Origin of the sequence: Mycobacterium sp., from assembly GCF_035640695.1 — a bacterium.
Lineage (GTDB): Bacteria > Actinomycetota > Actinomycetes > Mycobacteriales > Mycobacteriaceae > Mycobacterium.
In genome coordinates, this window is record NZ_DASQVQ010000163.1 from 1 (window position 1) to 17,927 (window position 17,927).

Here is a 17,927-nt window from a genome sequence, read left to right on the forward strand (position 1 = left end):
CCGTCCGCACAGTTAGTGAAAACGATTGTCATTTCGGCGCACAATAGCACGCCGCGCCAGCCACGTCGACTCCCGCTAGGCGAGTGCCGATCTGGTGAAGCAGCGCACGGCGCCCGAGCGGTGACCGGAGACGATGCGCTCACCGCTAACCGCAAGTGCGCTGACCGGATCACCGGTGGCGGTCATCCAGCAGGGCCGAATCTGCCCAGGCCAGCGCGGTAAGTCGGCGCGGCGCGCCTCACCAAGCATCGCTTCGGCGTCCGGTGGGACCGGAACCGGAGAAATCCCAGCACACGACCGTGTCGCCGCCGTCGCAGCTCAGCCAGCGGCCAGAGGGTTCGAACGCAATCCGGGACACCGCTTCGGGGAACCCGGGCGCTGCTGCGCCAGATGCGTCTCGGCGACGCCGATCTCGGCATGCTTGTCGTCCAGCTCACCGCGGCTCTGGAGGGCCCGATGCTGCTTTACCTGTCGGCGGCCGACCTCAGCGACGCCAGCCTGCCGATGGAGCGCATCGCTGCGGGTTGGCAGGATTTGGTGCGCCGGGTCTGCCGCGCCGAGGACAGGTGAGCTTCGCCGGTCAGGAGCTGAGGAAGGCGAGCAGGTCGGCGTTGATCGTCTCCGCCTGGGTGGTGGGCATCCCATGCGGGAAGCCCTTGTAGGTCTTCAGCATTCCGTTCTTGAGAAGCTGCGCTGACAATGGTCCGGCGTCCGCGTAGGGAACGATCTGGTCGTCGTCGCCGTGCATCACCAGCACCGGGATGGTGATCTTCTTCAGGTCTTCGGTGAAGTCGGTCTGGGAGAAGGCGACGATGCCGTCGTAGTGGGCCTTCGCGCCGCCCATCATTCCCTGGCGCCACCAGTTGGCGATGATTGCCTCTGAGGGTTCCACGCCGGGTCGGTTGAAACCGTAGAACGGCCCCGCCGCGAGGTCGCGGTAGAACTTCGGCCGGTTGGCCGCAAGTTGAGCCTGGAACCCGTCGAATACGTCTTTGGGAAGGCCGCCCGGATTGGCAGGGGTCTGCACCATCAGCGGCGGCACCGCGCTGATCAATACCGCCTTGGCGACGCGGCTTTCGCCGTGGCGTCCCAGGTACCGCACGACCTCACCGCCCCCGGTGGAGTGGCCGACGTGGACGGCGTCATGCAAGTCGAGATGCTCAGTCAGCGCAGCCAGGTCATCGGCGTAGTGATCCATGTCGTGGCCGTCGCCGGTCTGAGTGGATCGGCCATGGCCGCGCCGGTCGTGTGCGATAACGCGGTAGCCGTGTTGCAGAAAAAACAGCATTTGGATGTCCCAGTCGTCGGCCGACAGCGGCCAACCGTGGCTGAACACGATGGGTTGGCCTGTGCCCCAGTCTTTGTAGAAGATCTCAGTGCCGTCGGCCGTGGTGATCGTGCCCATACGGTGCCTTCTTTCGGTTGCTTACCGCTGATGTATGCGCGGAGTTGATTCCAATCGTTGAACAACTACCGGCGCCGGTCTATGGCGGTGGGTACAACACCGCTCACCAATCGGTGTGTCTGGGGACAATGTCGTCGACTTCGAGCGGCTGCGCTTGCCATCGCGAATACGACGTGACCGAGAAACTCCGAGCTCGTCGGCGGCGACTTCAGCCACCCGCCTGGGTCATCGCGCTTTCGGCTAGCTGCACGAACTCGGCGATCAATGGATTGCGGCGCGTGGAGACCCAGGCAAGTCGCACTTCGTTGGGTGGGATATCGGTGATCGGCATCCAAGCCACATCCGGGCGCTGGTAATAGGTGGCCGTCGATTCGGGCAGCACGCTAAAGCCGCGGCCGGCGGCAACACGTTCCAGCTTTTCCTCCACGCTGCGCGCGTCAACGAAGGCCGCACGCGGCCCGTCACGCAATTCGGTTGCCACGGCTTGCCATTCGGGTACGGCCTCGGGGTGCTGCAGCAGATGCTCGTCGGCAAGGTCATCGAGGCTCACCTTTTCCTTGCCGGCGAGGCGGTGACTGGTCGGCAACACCGCAACGCGTGGCTCGGTGAGCAACGGCGACGACTGGAGCCCGGTGAGGTCGACCGGCATCCGGACATACCCGATATCGGCGCGGCCGTCGTGCAATACGCTGATCTGGTTGGTCCAGTCGGTCCGCAACACCTCGACGCTGATGTCGGGATGGGCGGCGCCCAGCGCGCGCACCGGCTCCGTTATCGTCAGTCCCGGCATGAATCCCACTGTGAACGTAATGATTCCCTGGGCTGCCTGAGCCACCCGGCGCCGCGCAGCCTCAGCATGCGCGAGCAACGCTGTGGCATCGGTCAACAGGTGACTTCCCGCCTCGGTCAACTGCGTGCCCGTGCTATCGCGGGTGAATAGTTGGGCGTGTAACTCCTTTTCCAGCGCGCGAATCTGCCGGGACAACACCGGTTGAGCGAGGTGCAACCGCTCAGCCGCGCGTCTGAAGTTCAGCTCTTCGGCCACGGCGACGAAGTAGCGCAGTTTGCGCAAGTCCAGATCCACGCCACCTCCTACATCGCCGATACCTCCAGGGTATCGGGGACGACGCAACAGGTCTTGGACGAGGCGATTCGTCGGCGGCACGCTGGCTCAGGACGAGAAGGAGAAGGGCGATGAAGGTATTGGTTACCGGTGGTTCCGGCTACGTCGGGCAGGCCACGATACGGGCCCTGAGGGCGCACGGGCATGAGGTCGTTGCGTTGGTGCGCAGCGACGACGCCGGGCGGCGAGTCCAGCGCCTGGGCGCCGTCCCGACGCTAGGCGGTTTGACCGATGTAGCGGTGCTGCGCACGGCGGCGGAAGACGCCGACGCTGCCATCCACCTGGCCCAGGACTACGGGCCCGACACCGCAGCGGTCGACCTGGCCGCGGCCACCGCGATCCAGGACGGACTCGGCTCTCGGCCGTATGTGCACACCGGCGGAGTCTGGGTCTACGGCCACACCAATCAGATCGTCGACGAGACCGCGCCGCAGTCACCGCCTCCGGTGACCGCCTGGCGAGCCGACAACGAGAAGCGAGTGCTCGCACGCGCCGCGCAGGGTGGCCACCCGGTGCTGGTGATGCCGGGAGTGGTCTACGGCCACGGCGGCGGACTCATCGCGGCCTTCCTGGGCAAGCCCGCCCGCACCGGATCGGCGCATTACATCGGTAGCGGCCAAAACCGTTGGGCCATGGTTCATGTCGACGACATCGCCGAGCTTTACGTCGCCGCGCTGGCAGCGCCCGCGGGCAGCGTCTATGCCGGAGTTGACGACACCCAGTCACCGACCATGCGTCAGGTCGCCGAGGCGGTGAGCATCGCGGCGGGTCGGCCCGGCACCGCAAGCTCCATCACAATGGAGCAGGCCCAGCAGGAATTCGGTCCGCTAGCCGACGCGTTCGCCCTCGACCAGCGCATGACCGCCGCACGTGCACGCCGCGAGCTGAATTGGGCGCCGGCCGACCGCGACATCCTGACCGAACTCACCACACGTATTGAACCCACAGTGAGCCGATGATCCCGCGCCGAATGGACTTCCGCGACAACGCCACCGGAACGGTGGCCCGACGCGCCCGTGAAGCCGGCCGCGGCGCGAGACGGGGAGGCGCATGTCACATTCGTTCCTGTCACGTATTGCCGAGCTGCTGTGTCTAAGAGGTGGAACCACCAACAACAAGGAGTGCAGCATGGATGCTCGCTTGAACCTCTTCGACAACCCGACCGCAGGCAAGATGCTGAAGTACATCACCTCGGCGGGCAAGGTGATCACGGACTCGACGCTGCCGGCAGCGACGCAGCAGCTGGTGGCGCTGCGCGCCAGTCAGATCAATGGCTGCGGTGTCTGCACCGATATGCACACCAAGGAGGCCGCGCACGCCGGGGAGACCTCGACACGGCTCAACCTGGTCGCGGCGTGGCGGGAGGCCACGGTTTTCAACGAGGCCGAGCGTGCGGCCCTGGAGCTTACGGAACAGGGCACCCGCATCGCTGACGCGGCCGGTGGTGTCACGGACGATGCCTGGGCGAATGCCGCCAAGCATTACGACGAGGACCAGCTCGCCGCCCTGGTGTGCCTCATTGCCTTCATGAACACCGTCAACCGCGTGAACGTGATCATCCGCCAGCCCGCCGGCGACTACCAAGTCGGCCAGTTCGGATAGGAGCTTCGAGTTGGATGGGAGTTCTGCCGTACACGCCAGATTGTCGCCGAAACACTTGGGTCACAACACGATACGTCAGCTTGCGCATCATTACTCCCGTGGCCTGACGGCTTGACATGCTTGTCAGCGTGCATCTAGAGGTCGAGGGCCTCGATCGTGGCACCTCGATTAGGGCCAAGGAGCGCGGCCAGACGCGGGCTGAGGTCACGGCAGGCGCCCAGCAGTGGGCCAACCAGGCGGGCGAGGGCCTGCGGGGGTAAGCGTTCGGAAGGACCGGCGACGGTCATGGAGCCGAGCGCTATTGGCGGGTTCACCGGATCCTCCGCTTCGGCAAGCAGCGGGACGGAGATGCCGTTGATGCCGGGATGGTTCTCGCCGTAAGACATCTCGTAGCCGCGCTCCCGGATCGCGGCGACGTGTTCTGGCGTGACACCGTCGAGATCGATGCCGACGAGCTCGGCCTCGGGAAGATAGGCGAGGATGATCCGGCCGCTGGCTCCGGTCGCCAGCGGCGACCGCTCCCCCAGAACGCCTGCCGGGTCGAGGATCGGCCCCGATGGCGCGGGCACACCGAGTACCAGCACGCGCGAGTGGCCGGCGCGCAGGTGCACGACAGCGGCCTCACCGCTGACGGTGGCCAGACGGGCCACGACCGGATACATCAAGCGCAGCATGGCGGGTCGCGGACCGATGAGGGTTGCCAGGGCGACCGACCGGCTGGCCAGTCGGTAACCGGATCGTCCGAGGTGGTGGAGGTAGCCCTCATGCTCGAGCGACCGCAGGATCCGGAAGGCGTAGGACTCCGAGAGGCCGGCGCGGTCGGCGACATCCCGCAGAGTGGCCGGTTGGCGCATCCCTGCGAGCGCTTCCAGCAACTGAAGTCCGCGCAGCGCCGCGGTCGCCACAGACCGATGCTACTTGCTGATCCAGCAAGTTAAGTGGTGTGCAGTCGACAAGCTATCTCCAATGGGATGTGTGAACGCTTCGATCGACCAAACCCCTGCGTCGGGCCGGAGCGATACCGTCCCAAGCGCGCCCGACGGCCCGACCGGTCGGCTGGTGACCTGGGTGCACGCGCTGGCCTGGGACAAGATCCCCGACCATGTGCGGCAGCGCGCCACACACCTGTTGCTCGACGGCATCGGATGCGCGCTGGTCGGGGCGCAGCTGCCGTGGTCGCGAGTGGCCGCCGGGGCTGTGCTTGGCATCGAGGGAGGCGGCGCCGTTCCAGTAATTGGCACCGGCCGCACCACGACTCCCGCCGGAGCGGCGCTGGTGAACAGCACCTTCATTCAAGGCTTCGAGCTCGACGACTTTCATCCGCTGGCACCGCTGCACTCGGCGTCACTGCTGGTGCCGTCCTTGCTCGCAACAGCCGCCCACATGGACCGTCCGGTGAGCGGTCAAGAGCTGCTGCTGGCGGCGATCGCCGGCTTTGAGACCGGCCCCCGGATCGGATACGCGCTGGGCGGCACCGAGATGCTGTCACGCGGCTGGCACTCCGGACCGATCTTCGGCGGGATCGCCGCGGCGCTGGCATGCGGCAAGCTGCGCGGTCTGGGCGGCGCTGAGCTTGAGGATGCGGTCGGGTTCGCAGCGACGCAATCCGCGGGACTCATGTCCGCGCAGTACGAAGCGATGGGCAAGCGGATGCAGCACGGATTCGCCGCACGCAACGGCTTCTATTCCGCCGCGCTCGCACACGCCGGCTATACCGGCATCGACCAGGTTCTGGAGCGCCCCTACGGCGGCTTCCTGGCGGTGTACGGGGAGGGGCACAACCCCGACGCCGGCGCGGTCACCCGCGGGCTTGGCGAGAACTGGGAGACCACCTTCATCATGGTGAAGTCGTGGGCAGTGATGGGAGGCCTGCACGGCGCGGTTGAGGTCGCGCGGACGCTACGCGAGCGCCTCGGCGGCCGCACGATTGACCGCATCGACATTCGCGTCGGCGACGTCGTCTACCACCACGGCTGGTGGACGCCAGAGCGGCCGCTGACGGCAATCGCCGGGCAGATGAACATCGGCTACGCCGCGGCCGTCACCCTGCTCGACGGCATCGCACTGCCTGAGCAGTTCACCGCCGAACGCCTCGACGCCGACGACGTGTGGCAGCTGCTGGACCGCACTCGCGTCGAGCTGGACCGCGGCATCGACGAGCTGCCGCTCACCGAGCGGTTCCAGACGCATCTGACGCTCACGTTCAGCGACGGCAGCCAACAGACGGCGTCAGTGATCGCACCGCACGGCAACCCGCTGGACCCGGTCACCAACGACGAGGTGGTAGCCAAGTTCCACAGCCTTGTCGCCCGCGTCATGCCGTCCAACCGTGCCGCCGCGATTGAGCGTGCCGTGCAGGATCTGCCCGACGCGGGCGATGTGGCGCCGCTCGTGGACCTTCTTGCCGGTGTTGTCGGGCGGGCCCTGGACTGATGACCGCCGGCAGCACCACCAGCGGGCCCACCGCCACCCTGGCTTGCACGCTGATACGGCGGCTGCGCACTCCTTTGAGCAGTCCTGCCAACAACCAGGAGGACCGATGACCACGACGGCTCGTGTGCGGCTACGTGAACTCCTCGACCGCGGGCGGCTGATCGTCGCCCCCGGCGTATACGACGGCCTCTCCGCACAACTGGCCAAGCGCACCGGCCACACTGCGGCGTACCTCACCGGCGCCGGCGTCGCCGCGTCCGGCTTCGGCCTGCCCGACATCGGGCTGGTCACCCAGACCGAGATGGTCGAACGCGCCCGGGTTGCCGTGCGAGCGCTCGGCGACGTGCCACTGCTGGCCGACGCCGACACCGGCTACGGCGCCCCGATCAACGTCATCCGCACCGTGCGCGAATACGAGGATGCCGGCGTGGCCGCGATTCAACTCGAGGACCAGGCCTTTCCCAAGCGGTGCGGCCACCTGCCCGACAAGGAGCTGGTCGGCGCCGACGACTTCGTCCGCACCCTCGGCGCTGCGCTGAAGGCACGCACCGACGAGGGGATGCTGCTGATCGCGAGAACCGACGCGCGCGGCCCACTCGGCCTGGACGAGGCGATACGGCGCGCCAACCTATACGCCGCCGAGGGCGCCGACGTTCTGTTCGTCGAGGCCCCCCAGAGCGCCGACGAGATTGAGCGGATCGCCGCCGAGGTGAACGCGCCGCTGCTGCTCAACCTCGTCATCGGCGGTCTCACCCCCGAGCAGTCCGCCGAGCGGCTTCAAGAACTCGGTTTCGCGGTCGCCATCCACCCCTCCGCCGTGCTCGGACACGCGGCGCTCGGGGCGCTCACCGCCCTGTGCCAGCTGCGGGGCGTCAGCGTCGAGGAGTTCCTACCGACCAAGCCGGAGGAGTTCTTCGACCTCGTCGGCATGGCCGAATGGTTCGCACTCGGGCAGAAGTACCAGCCCGCCACCATCGGAAAGGAGGCCTGACGTGGGTATGACGATGATCGAGCGGATCCTGGCCCGCAAGGCTGGCATTCCGCAGGTGCACGCCGGTGACACTGTCACGGTCGATGTGGACATGACCGTTCTGATCGACTTGCAGTTCGCCACGATGTGGCTGCAGCCACTCAAGATCAACGATCCCGCCAAGGTCGCGATCGTGATGGATCACGCCGTCCCAGCGCCCACCATCAAGGACGCCGCGGGCGGCCCCAAAGCCCGCCAGTTCGCCACCGAATTCGGCATCGAGCACTTCTACGACGTCGGCCGCCACGGCATCTGTCACCAGGTCATCGCCGAGAACGGGCTGGCCCGGCCGGGGGAGATCCTTGCCTGTACCGACAGCCATACCTGCGCCGCGGGCGCCTACAACGCTGCGGCCCGCGGCCTCGGCCCAGCCGAGGTCTACTCGATCCTGTGCACCGGCCGCACGTGGTTCCAGGCCGCGCCCACCATCCGCTACGAGCTGACCGGGGCGCTGCCGATCGGGGTGAGCGGCAAAGACGTCTTCCTGCACATCGCCAACGAATACGGCGACGCCACCAATTCCAACCTGGAGTACGGCGGCCCCGGGCTCGCGTCCATCCCGCTGAACGATCGGCGCACCATCGCCACCCAGGCGGCCGAGGTGTCGGCCGACTTCTCCACCTTCGCCTACGATGACGTCCTCGCCGAACACTTCCAGACGCTCGGGAGCAGCGGCTACGAGCCGACACACGCCGACCCCGACGCGGCCTACGCCGCGGTGCACGAGATAAACCTCTCCATCCTCGTGCCTTATGTCGCCCGGCCCGGCACCGTCTCCCGCAACGGACTTCCCGTCAGCGACATCGAGCCCCGCAAGATCGACCAAGCCTTCATCGGCTCCTGCGCCAACGGCCAGCTGGATGACCTGCGCATCGCCGCTGAGGTCCTTCGCGGCCGGCAGGTCGCACCCGGCGTCCGCCTGATCGTCACCCCGGCCAGCCAGCAGGTATACCGCGACGCGATGCGGCTGGGATACCTGCAGGACATCGCCGACGCCGGCGCCGTGGTCACCAACTCCACATGCGGCGCGTGCTTCGGCTATCACATGGGAGTCGTTGGGCCCGGCGAGGTCTGCCTGACCTCGAGCACCCGAAACTTCACCGGCCGGATGGGCTCGACCGAGGCCGAAATCTACATGGCCTCTCCCGCCACGGTCGCCGCCTCGGCCGTGGCCGGACACATCGCCGACGCCAGGGAGGCGGTGGACCGATGAGCACGAACCTGAAGGTAACGGGTCGCGTCTGGGTCTTCGGTGACAGCCTGAACACCGACGCAATGTACCCATCCGACGCTATGAAGCTCGAACTCCCCGAAGCGGCAAAGATGATCTTTTACGAAGTGCGCCCGGGCTGGACCAACCAGATCACGGCCGGCGACATCGTGATCGCGGGCAAGAACTTCGGGCTGGGGTCCTCGCGCCCCGTCGCCGTGCTCTTCAACCAACTCGGTATCGCGGCCTTGGTGGCCGAAGAGTTCAACTCCCTGTTCTTCCGCAACGCCATCAACGCCGGCCTGCCGGCCATGACCGTCCCGGACGTCACCGGCGCATTCTCCGACGGCGATATCGGGACCTTCGACCTGCGTGCCGGCGAATGGAGCAACGACACCACCGGTGTTTCCGGCACCGTCCCCGTGCTGCCAGGCCTCATCCTCGACATCCTCGCCAGCGGCGGCGTACTACCCCGACTTGCCGAACAGGGTTACCTACCCGCCGAACTCGCCGAGCAGCTGCGCTCGCCGACGGTAGCTGCGGCAGCACTGGGCAGCAGCGTATGAGGACCCCCGCTCCTCTGCTCCGGCCGCCGCAGCCCATTCAACAGGCCCGCCTACATCTTGAACTGTCGCGCCGGGGGCGCCGATCCGATCAAAGGAGCCCATAGCGGTGATCGAGCTCATCGGAAAGGTTCTGCGCCCAGTCAGAGCCGGCGACCACCGCAGCCGACTGGCCGCTCTGACACCGGAGTTGCCCATTGACGTGACCAGCCCCGCTTTCAGCGATGGCAGCGCCATACCCACCAAGCATGCTGGAAAAGGCGTTGGCGACAACGTCTCACCGGCGTTGCGCTGGAGCGGCACTCCCGAGAACACCGCCGCCCTGGTGCTGATCATCGAAGACGACGACGTGCCGTTGCCGCGTCCGCTGATGCACACCATCGCGGTACTCCCCGCAGACGTCGACCACATCGACGAAGGTGCCCTGCAACCGGGCACCCCGGGGATGCGTTTCATCAAAACACCGCTCGGACGCGGATATTCAGGCCCACGTCCGATCCCCGGTCACGGCGCGCATCACTACCGCTTCCACCTTTTCGCAATGAACAAGCCTGTGCCCAACGACGTAACAACCAGAGACAACCTCCTCAGCGCAATGCACAACAGTGTCACTGCCCGCGGCGTCCTCACCGGCACCCACGAGCGGGGCTTCAGTAGGGCTGGCTGCCTTCGGGCATCACGTAGTCGTGGATTGGGCCGGAGACACCGTTGACCGTTGTTCCGCCATTGATGATGCCCGGGACGTTTGTCAGCATGCTCTGGGGGAACCCGAAAGTTGGTTCTGTTAGCGCGCTGAGCCGGGCCAGTTCCTCGGTGGTGAGGTTCACATCGACGGCGCGGACGTTGTCGTCGAGCTGCGAGAGTCGCCGCGCCCCAATGATGATTGACGTCACGGCCGGTTGTGCCTGGACCCAGGCCAGCGCCACGCTGGCGACCGTAGTCTCGTGCGCTTTGGCGATGATCTCGAGTTCGTCGACGACCTCATAGGTCTTCTCGTTGAGGAAGCCATCGAGGAGGACGCCGCGATCCGTCTTGTGCTGGCCATTATTGCGTCGGGTGTACTTGCCGCTGAGCGCCCCGCTTTTGAGGGGTGACCATGGTGTGATCCCGAGGCCGAATTCGCCGGCCATGGGAACCAGTTCTTGTTCTATGGTGCGTTCGAGCAGCGAGTACTCGACCTGCAGCCCGATGAATGCCGACCATCCGCGGAAACCGGCGATGAGGTTAGCTTGAACGATCTTCCACGCTGGGGTGTCCGAGACGCCGAGGTAGCGCACTTTCCCGGCCCGAACGAGGTCGTCGAGTCCGGCCATCGTCTCCTCGATGGGGGTGTTCGCATCCCAGACGTGCAACCAGTACAGGTCGATGTAGTCGGTTTGCAGGCGCCGCAACGAGTTCTCGCAGGCATTGATCAGCGCTTTGCGGCCGGAGCCGCCGCCGTTGGGGTCACCCGGATACAGGTTGCCGCTGAATTTGGTGGCGATCACCAAGCGATCGCGGCGGGCGGGGTGGCGTCCGATGTGGTCGCCGATGATCTTCTCGGAGTGGCTCATTGTGTAGAAGTTGGCGGTGTCGATGAAGTTTCCACCGAGGCCGACGAATCGGTCGATAATCTGTTGGGACTCTTCCACACTGGAACCCCAACCGAGGTCTTCGCCGAACGTCATCGCCCCCAGGCACAGCGGGCTGACGCGTAAACCGGATCGGCCGAGTGTCACATAGTGATCCAAAGGCATGGTCGTCGCTTTCTGGTAGATTGTTCAACTATGAGGTCGTCTACTTTTGAACTAGTCTAACTCTGAACTACCCGGCTGGCAACGTCGATGTCTGCGGTTGATGCGGCCACGGTCTGGTCGCTGAATTACCGGGTGCTGCTGTCGGTGGTCTCGTGCGTCGAGGCCGACATCACCGCGTTGGGGCTCGACTCCAAGGAGCTGTTCCTGCTCGCGGAGGTCGATGAGCATCCCTACCCTGCCGAGTTAGCTGTGACGTTGAGCATGCCCAAGGCGACTGTGACTGTTTACCTGAAACGGCTTGAGGCCGCGGGATTCGTGCGCCGCGAGATCGATACCGCCGATCTGCGGCGCCATCGCCTCTTGCTCACCCCGGCCGGGCGTCAAGCCACCAAGGAGGGTCTGGCGCTGCTATCGAACGCATTCAATAAGCGCCTTGAACGCCTGACCATCGCACAACAAACGGAGCTCAAGAAACTGCTCGAACAAATTGTGTGACAGCCGTCAGCGCGGGAACACCGTTGTGCCCTTGACCGCGATGCCGCCGAAACGCGTTGTCCCCGAAGCGCAACGCTAACCCTTGGTACCGGTGTGTACTTCCACGGCGGCGGATGGATGACCGGCGGTACGGATCGCAGGTGGGTGGGGGTCGCAGAGTGTGCCGGCGCAGACCACCACGAAGTCGCATGCGCGCCGAAGTCCCCCCGATCTTGACAGCAGAGGACGACTTGTTGACTGTGGAAGACATCTCTGTGATCCGCGGCAGCGCCCTATCCGCCTACCCGGCTTTGGTCAAAGAGCTGGGAGGCGACCCGGAGCAGTTGCTGCGCGCCGCCGGGATCAAGCTCGCCGACGTCGGCCGTTTCGACGCGTTCGTGACCTATCTCGGCCTGATTCACGCCGTCGAATCCGCCGCGGACACCACCGAGACGCCGGACTTCGGTCGTCGACTCGGCCGCCGACACGGAATCGAGATTCTGGGGCCGGTCGGTGTCGCCGCGCGGACGTCTGGCACCGTCGCCGATGCGTTCGGCATCGTCGAGCAGTACATGGCCGCATACAGTCCCGCTGTCGGCGCCCGGATGCTGCCATCACCCGAGCAAGGACTTTCGTTTTTCGACGTATCCATCATGATCGAGCAGCCACCCGCTCATCGGCAGGTGACCGAGCTCGGGCTGGGCGTCTCGTTGCGCGTCATTCGCTTCCTGCTCGGGTCGGGGTATCACCCGGTGCGGGTGCACTTGCCGCACGAGCCGCTGACACGACGGGCGGACTATGTGGAGTATTTCGGCTGCCCTGCTCGATTCGCCCAGCCTGCGGCCGGCTTCACGCTTCGTACCGCTGACCTCGAACGCCCACTTGCCCGCGACGAGTTGGCGCATCGCGCGGTGGTGCAGTACCTGAACACCATCACCGACCGGCGCGATGCGGGGATGGGCCGCCCGGTGCGCGATCTGATCCGCCAACTGCTGCCCACGGGAGCGGCGACCCTGGAGGTGATCGCGGCCCAATTCCGACTGCACCCCAAGGCGTTGCAGCGGCGTCTCGCCAAGGAAGGGACGACGTTTGCGGCACTGGTCGACGCGGTTCGCCAAGACATGGCGCGACGCTACCTGCGCGACACCGACATGACGCTGACCCACCTCGCCCGCGAACTCGGCTACGCCGAGCAGAGCGTGCTCACCCGATCATGTCGCCGCTGGTTCGGGTCGAGCCCCCTCGCCCTGCGCGACGGGCTGCGCCGCGGGTAAGCGCCGGATGGCCACAACGACGCGGCACCAATGCGATGAAATCGCGGCCCGGTCAACGTCTTCTAATGTCGAGAAGTCGTCCTCTGCTGTCAAGACGTGGACGGGTTTCGGCGGGCATCGTGGGGCCATGCGACAGTTCGCCGTTAGTAAGGAAGAACCACGATGACCGAACAGAACCTCACCGAACAACCGTTCCACGTGCCCGACGTCACCCGTTCGGATGAAATGCCCAGCAAGTGGCTCGGCAAGATCATCACGATCCCCGTCGACGCGGAGATTCTCGATCTCGACGGGCAAAAGAAGGTGGCACGTTACCGCCACTTCGAATTCTTCGCCGACGAACCCGGGTATCTCGGCGGCACCGACGAGCATCCGCAACCGCTGACCTATCTTGCGGCCGGGGTGGCGTTCTGCCTACTGACGCAGCTGCAGCGCACCGCCAGGCAGCTCAAAAAGCAGCTCACCGGCGGCCGCTGTCACGCTGAGCTCGACATCCACTCCGACGGTTCGATCCTGAAGGGCACGTACACGTCCGGGGCCGACGCGTTTCGCATCCACCTCGAGGTCGAATCCCCGGAGCCGCCGCAGGTGATCGCCCACATCGTGCGCTTGGCGCAGCAGAGCTGCTACGCCGAGGCCGTGGTGCAAACGCCACTGCCGATCGCCCATACCTACACCCTCAACGGCCAAACACTAGAGATTCCCACCGAGCCGGCACAGCGGGCGTGAGCCCGCAGGGTTAACGCACAAATGACTGATGCACTTACGACGGGAGGATCATGACTTTGCTCACGATCAGACGGCGCTCGTTACCGGAACCAACCCGCTCAACAAGCAGCGTGGCGGGCGGTGACCGGTCGTGAAGTGGGCGACGTATCGGACCGGTCAAGGTGACCGGGTCGGCGTGGTGACAGATGACGCAATTTACTCGTTGCCCGCCGGAATGGAGCTGATCGATTTGATTGCGCGCGGCGCGGCGGGCTTACGCGCCGCCGCAGAGGAGGCGCTCGAGCACCCCGCCGAGGTGGTGCGCCTCGACCAGGTCAGATTGCGGGCACCGATACCGCGACCGCCGAGCATCCGCGACAGCCTGTGCTTTCTGGAGCACATGCGAAACTGCCAGCAGGCAATGGGCGGCGGGCGGATCATCAAAGACGCCTGGTACCGGATACCCGCTTTCTACTTCGCGTGCCCGTCAACCGTCCTCGGGCCCTATGACGATGCGCCGATGGCGCCCGGAAGTGCCTGGCAGGACTTCGAATTGGAGATCGCCGCCGTCATCGGCACGGGTGGCAAGGATCTGTCCGTGGAAGAGGCAGAACGGGCCATCATCGGCTACACCATCTTCAACGACTGGTCGGCGCGCGACCTGCAGAATCTGGAAGGCCAGCTGGGCATCGGACAGGCGAAGGGCAAGGACAGCGGGGTCACCCTGGGGCCCTACCTCGTGACGCCCGACGAGCTCGAGCCGCAGCGTCGCGACGGGCGGCTGTGCCTGGAGGTCACGGCTCTGGTCAACGAGAAGGTCATCGGATCCGGATCCACCGCGGCCATGGACTGGAGCTTCGCCGAGGTCATCTCCTACGCCTCGCGAGGTGTGACGCTATGTCCCGGCGACGTTATCGCCTCCGGCACGGTTCCCACCTGCACGCTCTTCGAGCACCTCGACCTCTCCGCGCCGCAGTCCTTTGTCGGCTGGCTACACGACGGCGACACGGTGAGCCTGCGGGTCCAGGGATTGGGCGAGACGCGCCAGACTGTTCGAGCCACTCCCCGACCCCATGCGCTGCCGGCGCGATTAAATCCGGACGCCAAGCCCCAATCTGCGCGCGTGAACCGCGCACCGGCACGCATCCCGTACCTACGCGGCCTGCACAACGTTGGCGACCGGGTGTGGGCGTGGACGCTTCCCGACGGCGGATACGGATGGAGCAATGCGGGCCTGGTCGCCGGCCAGGGGGCGTCCCTCCTCGTCGACACCCTGTTCGACCTGCACCTCACCCGAGACATGCTCGCCGCGATGCGACCAATCGTCGACGATGCGCCCATCACCGACGCGATCATCACTCACTCCAACGGCGACCACACCCACGGCAACCAATTACTCGACAGCTCGGTGCGCATCATCGCCGCGAAAGGCACCGCCGAAGAAATCGCCCACGGAATGGCGCCGGAAATGTTGACACTGACCCAAGTCGCCGACCTTGGTCCGGTGGGCACCCGGTACGCGCGAGAACGATTCGGGCCCTTCGACTTCAGCGGCATCACGCTGCGCAACGCCGATCACACATTCGACCGCGAGCTGCGAATCGAGGTCGGTGGCCGGCGGGTGGATCTGCTCGACCTCGGGCCAGCGCACACCGCGGCCGACGCGGTGGTGCACGTGCCCGACGCCGGCGTGCTGTTCGCGGGTGACTTGTTGTTCATCGGCTGCACCCCGATCGTGTGGGCCGGACCCATCGCGAACTGGGTCTCGGCCTGCGACGTGATGATCGCACTGGACGCGCCGACGGTGGTCCCGGGCCACGGCCCGATCACCGACCCCGACGGTATTCGCGCGGTGCGCGGGTATCTGGTGCACGTCGCCGAGCAAGCCGAAGCCGCGTACCGCCAAGGGCTTTCGTTCGCCGAGGCGGCCGACACCATCGACCTTGGCGAGTATGCGACCTGGCTGGACGCCGAACGGGTGGTGGTCAACGTCTATCAGCGCTACCGCGAACTCGATCCAGACACCCCACAAGTGCCCCCGCTCGGCTTGCTGACCATGCAGGCGGAGTGGGACGCCAAGCACGGCCACTGGTAAATGCCCGGTCCCGGCGTGACCGCACCCGGACTTGGTTCTGCGGATGTTCACTTCTCGTCTACTGCCGGTGCCGCGGCGGGCGGACGAAACTGGTGATCCAATACCCACCGAACGGCAGAGAGGTGCACGGCGCGATGGCCGGGCAGATCGAGCACGTCGTGATGATCGTCAAGGAAAACCATACCTTCGACAACTACTTCGGCACGTTCCCCGATGCGAACGGGGTGAAGCTGGAGCCAGCACAGAACCCGCCGCCCGACGATCCCGACCATCGTCACGACGCGTGGATGAACCGTGGCGCAGACATCGCGCACCGAGTGCAATACACCGCGGCCGACATCCCCGGCTACTTCGACCTTGCCCGGCGTTTCACCTTGTGCGACAACTACTTTTCCGAAGTCGCCGGCCCCTCGACTCCCAACCATCTGATGCTGATCTGCGCCGACTCGCCGGTGATCAACAATCCCCATCACCACTACCGGCCCACGCCGGCTGACCGATACCAGTTGCCATCGCTGCCGGTCTCGCTGGAAAAGGCCGGTTTGTCGTGGGGCAACTACGGTGGCTACGCCTTCGCCTACATTGACGGCCTGCACACCCATAGCCACAACCATGGTCGCGACCAGTTCGCTGTGGACGCGCGCGCCGGCAAGCTTCCCGCGGTCTCATGGGTGTACGGCGACGGCAAACCCGATTTGTCCGAACACCCGAAACAAAACGTCACGGAGGGGATGACGTGGACGCTCAACCAGATTCAAGCCGTCGTCGACGGCGGTCTGTGGGATCGGGTAGCGATCTTTATCACCTGGGACGACTGGGGTGGCTGGTATGACCACGTCGACCCGCCGGTCGTGGAAGCGTGGGACCACACCCACGCGCAACGCCCAGCCGACGAATTCCAGAAGTTCGATGGTCAACCGTTCCGGTACGGGTCACGTGTCCCGTGTCTAGCGGTAGGGCCGTACGCCAAACCCGGCCACATCAGCAAGCAGCTCAATTCACATGTCAGTCTGGTGAAGTTCTGCGCGACCACCTTTGGCCTGGATCCGCTCACAGACCGTGACGCAGCCGCCAACGGCATGAGTGATTGCCTCGACCTGTCTCAAGCACCCGTCGTTCCAGGCCGTTAGTTGCCACCTGCAAAGCGCCGCGGGTCCAATCGGCGCGGTCTTACACGACCGGTCGGACCTGGCGTCCCAGGAGATCGTCGGGCCGCCGGGCCGGAATCGCGGTGGCCTGACCGAGATCCCATCCGCAGTTCTGGCGGCAGTTCTGGCGGTCAGCTCATCAATCAACATCGCCAGGCCGTACGCTCGGCGGCTCAAACGAGCCGATGCCCAGCATTTGATGGACATCCCAATCAATGATGTCGAGTTGGACCCCATCGCCGGCCAGCGGATCGGTCGCGGCCAGCGCGGCCGCGTCCTCGTGCGACGAAACGCGCATTACGTAAATACCGGTCGCGCCGTCGGAACTGGGCCCGGAGATCACAACGGTGCCGCTCTCGTGCTGGGCGCGCATCCATGCCAGGTGCTCGACGACAAGCGCGTGGTCATCGATGGGAGCCGGGTGGTGACGAAGAATGAGATAGAAGCTCATGATTGGTCCTGTTCGGTCCTGGCCGGGCCCGTTGGGTGGGCGCCGCCGGCGAAACTACATCCACCCGCCGGAGGCATCGATGGTGGCGCCGGTGAGGTAGGAAGCGTTCGGCGAGAGCAAAAACGCTGCGATGGCAGCGATTTCATCGGGTTCGGCGAGCCGCCCGATCGCGTTCATCGATTTGACGACCGCATCCGCGGGGACATCGCGGAGCGCAGGCGGGGTGTAGAGAGCGCCGACCTCGGCGGCCATGTCGGTGGCGGTACCCCCGGGTGCGATCGCGTTGATCGCGATGCCGCGCTCGGCCAACTCGGGCGCAAGGTTGAGCACCAGAGCCGAAACGGCCGCCTTGCTCGCGGCATACAGGCTGTGCCGGTAGACGGCGATGCGGGCGCTGATCGAGCCGGTGAGCAGGATTCGCCCGCCGCCGGTCATCGCCGCAGCGGCCGCTTGAGTGGCAAAGAGCTGTCCGGCCACGTTAATGCGAAACACCCGCTCGAAGTCGCCCTCGGTGATCGACTCCAGTGCGCCGAAATGCTCGACGCCGGCGTTGCTGGCCAACAGGTCTAGCCCGCCGAACCGGGCCGCCACCTGCTGGACCAGGTCGTGAGTCTGCGACGCATCGGCCACATCGGCGCGGAGGGCAACCGCCCGGTGGCCCTTATCGGTCAGCTC

Annotated in this window: 19 protein-coding genes; 13 read left to right on the forward strand and 6 right to left on the reverse strand. The window is 65.8% G+C overall.

Going from position 1 to position 17,927, the window contains the following annotated elements; all coding sequences use genetic code 11:
* Positions 1-390: 390 nt before the first annotated feature.
* Positions 391-570 carry a hypothetical protein gene (locus tag VE759_RS19180; protein WP_324935374.1) on the forward strand — a complete coding sequence of 60 codons (180 nt, stop codon included), beginning with the start codon at positions 391-393 and terminating at the stop codon, positions 568-570.
* 10 nt (positions 571-580) lie between these two features.
* Here VE759_RS19180 and VE759_RS19185 read toward each other — a convergent pair whose 3' ends face one another.
* Both VE759_RS19185 and VE759_RS19190 read right to left on the reverse strand, forming a co-directional pair.
* Entirely contained in the window at positions 581-1,405 is an 825-nt protein-coding gene (locus VE759_RS19185) for an alpha/beta hydrolase (protein ID WP_324935376.1), read from the reverse strand.
* A 208-nt stretch (positions 1,406-1,613) separates the two neighbouring features.
* Entirely contained in the window at positions 1,614-2,489 is an 876-nt protein-coding gene (locus VE759_RS19190; protein ID WP_324935378.1) for a LysR family transcriptional regulator, read from the reverse strand.
* 110 nt (positions 2,490-2,599) lie between these two features.
* Here VE759_RS19190 and VE759_RS19195 point away from each other — a divergent pair, with 110 nt between their 5' ends.
* Positions 2,600-3,487 carry an NAD-dependent epimerase/dehydratase family protein gene (locus VE759_RS19195; RefSeq protein WP_324935380.1) on the forward strand — a complete coding sequence of 296 codons (888 nt, stop codon included), beginning with the start codon at positions 2,600-2,602 and terminating at the stop codon, positions 3,485-3,487.
* 169 nt (positions 3,488-3,656) lie between these two features.
* On the forward strand, positions 3,657-4,130 hold the full coding sequence (locus VE759_RS19200) for a carboxymuconolactone decarboxylase family protein (protein ID WP_324935409.1): 474 nt from the start codon (positions 3,657-3,659) through the stop codon (positions 4,128-4,130).
* Between the two features lie 134 nt (positions 4,131-4,264).
* Here the strand turns inward: VE759_RS19200 and VE759_RS19205 are convergent, their stop codons facing one another.
* Complete coding sequence (locus tag VE759_RS19205) at positions 4,265-5,035, reverse strand: IclR family transcriptional regulator (protein ID WP_324935382.1); 771 nt, start codon at positions 5,033-5,035, stop codon at positions 4,265-4,267.
* 70 nt (positions 5,036-5,105) lie between these two features.
* Here VE759_RS19205 and VE759_RS19210 point away from each other — a divergent pair, with 70 nt between their 5' ends.
* From VE759_RS19210 to VE759_RS19230, 5 genes are all read left to right on the forward strand, one after another.
* On the forward strand, positions 5,106-6,563 hold the full coding sequence (locus VE759_RS19210) for an MmgE/PrpD family protein (protein ID WP_324935384.1): 1,458 nt from the start codon (positions 5,106-5,108) through the stop codon (positions 6,561-6,563).
* Positions 6,564-6,669: 106 nt separating this feature from the next.
* Positions 6,670-7,554, forward strand: a complete 885-nt coding sequence (locus tag VE759_RS19215; protein ID WP_324935387.1) for an isocitrate lyase/PEP mutase family protein — start codon at positions 6,670-6,672, stop codon at positions 7,552-7,554.
* A 1-nt stretch (position 7,555) separates the two neighbouring features.
* Entirely contained in the window at positions 7,556-8,806 is a 1,251-nt protein-coding gene (locus VE759_RS19220; protein ID WP_324935389.1) for an aconitase/3-isopropylmalate dehydratase large subunit family protein, read from the forward strand.
* Positions 8,803-9,369, forward strand: coding sequence for a 3-isopropylmalate dehydratase (locus VE759_RS19225; RefSeq protein ID WP_324935391.1), 567 nt, complete (start codon positions 8,803-8,805; stop codon positions 9,367-9,369). The genes VE759_RS19220 and VE759_RS19225 overlap by 4 nt, the downstream gene beginning before the upstream one ends.
* A 106-nt stretch (positions 9,370-9,475) precedes the next feature.
* The gene (locus VE759_RS19230; RefSeq protein ID WP_324935393.1) at positions 9,476-10,078 is read left to right on the forward strand and encodes a YbhB/YbcL family Raf kinase inhibitor-like protein; all 603 of its coding nucleotides are present in this window, start codon (positions 9,476-9,478) and stop codon (positions 10,076-10,078) included.
* Here the strand turns inward: VE759_RS19230 and VE759_RS19235 are convergent.
* Entirely contained in the window at positions 10,017-11,102 is a 1,086-nt protein-coding gene (locus tag VE759_RS19235) for an aldo/keto reductase (RefSeq protein WP_324935395.1), read from the reverse strand. The two genes, VE759_RS19230 and VE759_RS19235, sit on opposite strands and share 62 nt — an antisense overlap.
* Positions 11,103-11,189: 87 nt before the next feature.
* Between VE759_RS19235 and VE759_RS19240 the strand changes: the two genes are divergently transcribed.
* The 5 genes from VE759_RS19240 (at position 11,190) to VE759_RS19260 (ending at position 16,783) form a co-directional block, all read left to right on the forward strand.
* Positions 11,190-11,597: a MarR family winged helix-turn-helix transcriptional regulator gene (locus VE759_RS19240; protein WP_324935397.1), complete on the forward strand. Its 408-nt coding sequence runs from the start codon at positions 11,190-11,192 to the stop codon at positions 11,595-11,597.
* A 248-nt stretch (positions 11,598-11,845) separates the two neighbouring features.
* Positions 11,846-12,850 (forward strand): AraC family transcriptional regulator, encoded by a 1,005-nt coding sequence (locus VE759_RS19245; RefSeq protein WP_324935411.1) that lies wholly within the window; start codon positions 11,846-11,848, stop codon positions 12,848-12,850.
* Between the two features lie 162 nt (positions 12,851-13,012).
* Positions 13,013-13,579 (forward strand): OsmC family protein, encoded by a 567-nt coding sequence (locus tag VE759_RS19250; RefSeq protein WP_324935399.1) that lies wholly within the window; start codon positions 13,013-13,015, stop codon positions 13,577-13,579.
* A 130-nt stretch (positions 13,580-13,709) separates the two neighbouring features.
* Positions 13,710-15,653 carry a fumarylacetoacetate hydrolase family protein gene (locus VE759_RS19255; RefSeq protein WP_324935401.1) on the forward strand — a complete coding sequence of 648 codons (1,944 nt, stop codon included), beginning with the start codon at positions 13,710-13,712 and terminating at the stop codon, positions 15,651-15,653.
* 134 nt (positions 15,654-15,787) lie between these two features.
* Positions 15,788-16,783, forward strand: coding sequence for a phospholipase C (locus VE759_RS19260; protein WP_324935403.1), 996 nt, complete (start codon positions 15,788-15,790; stop codon positions 16,781-16,783).
* Between the two features lie 157 nt (positions 16,784-16,940).
* Here the strand turns inward: VE759_RS19260 and VE759_RS19265 are convergent, their stop codons facing one another.
* The gene (locus VE759_RS19265; RefSeq protein ID WP_324935405.1) at positions 16,941-17,252 is read right to left on the reverse strand and encodes a YciI family protein; all 312 of its coding nucleotides are present in this window, start codon (positions 17,250-17,252) and stop codon (positions 16,941-16,943) included.
* A gap of 54 nt (positions 17,253-17,306) precedes the next feature.
* Positions 17,307-17,927 (reverse strand): SDR family NAD(P)-dependent oxidoreductase (locus tag VE759_RS19270; protein WP_324935407.1); only part of this gene is annotated, 621 nt, incomplete at its 5' end.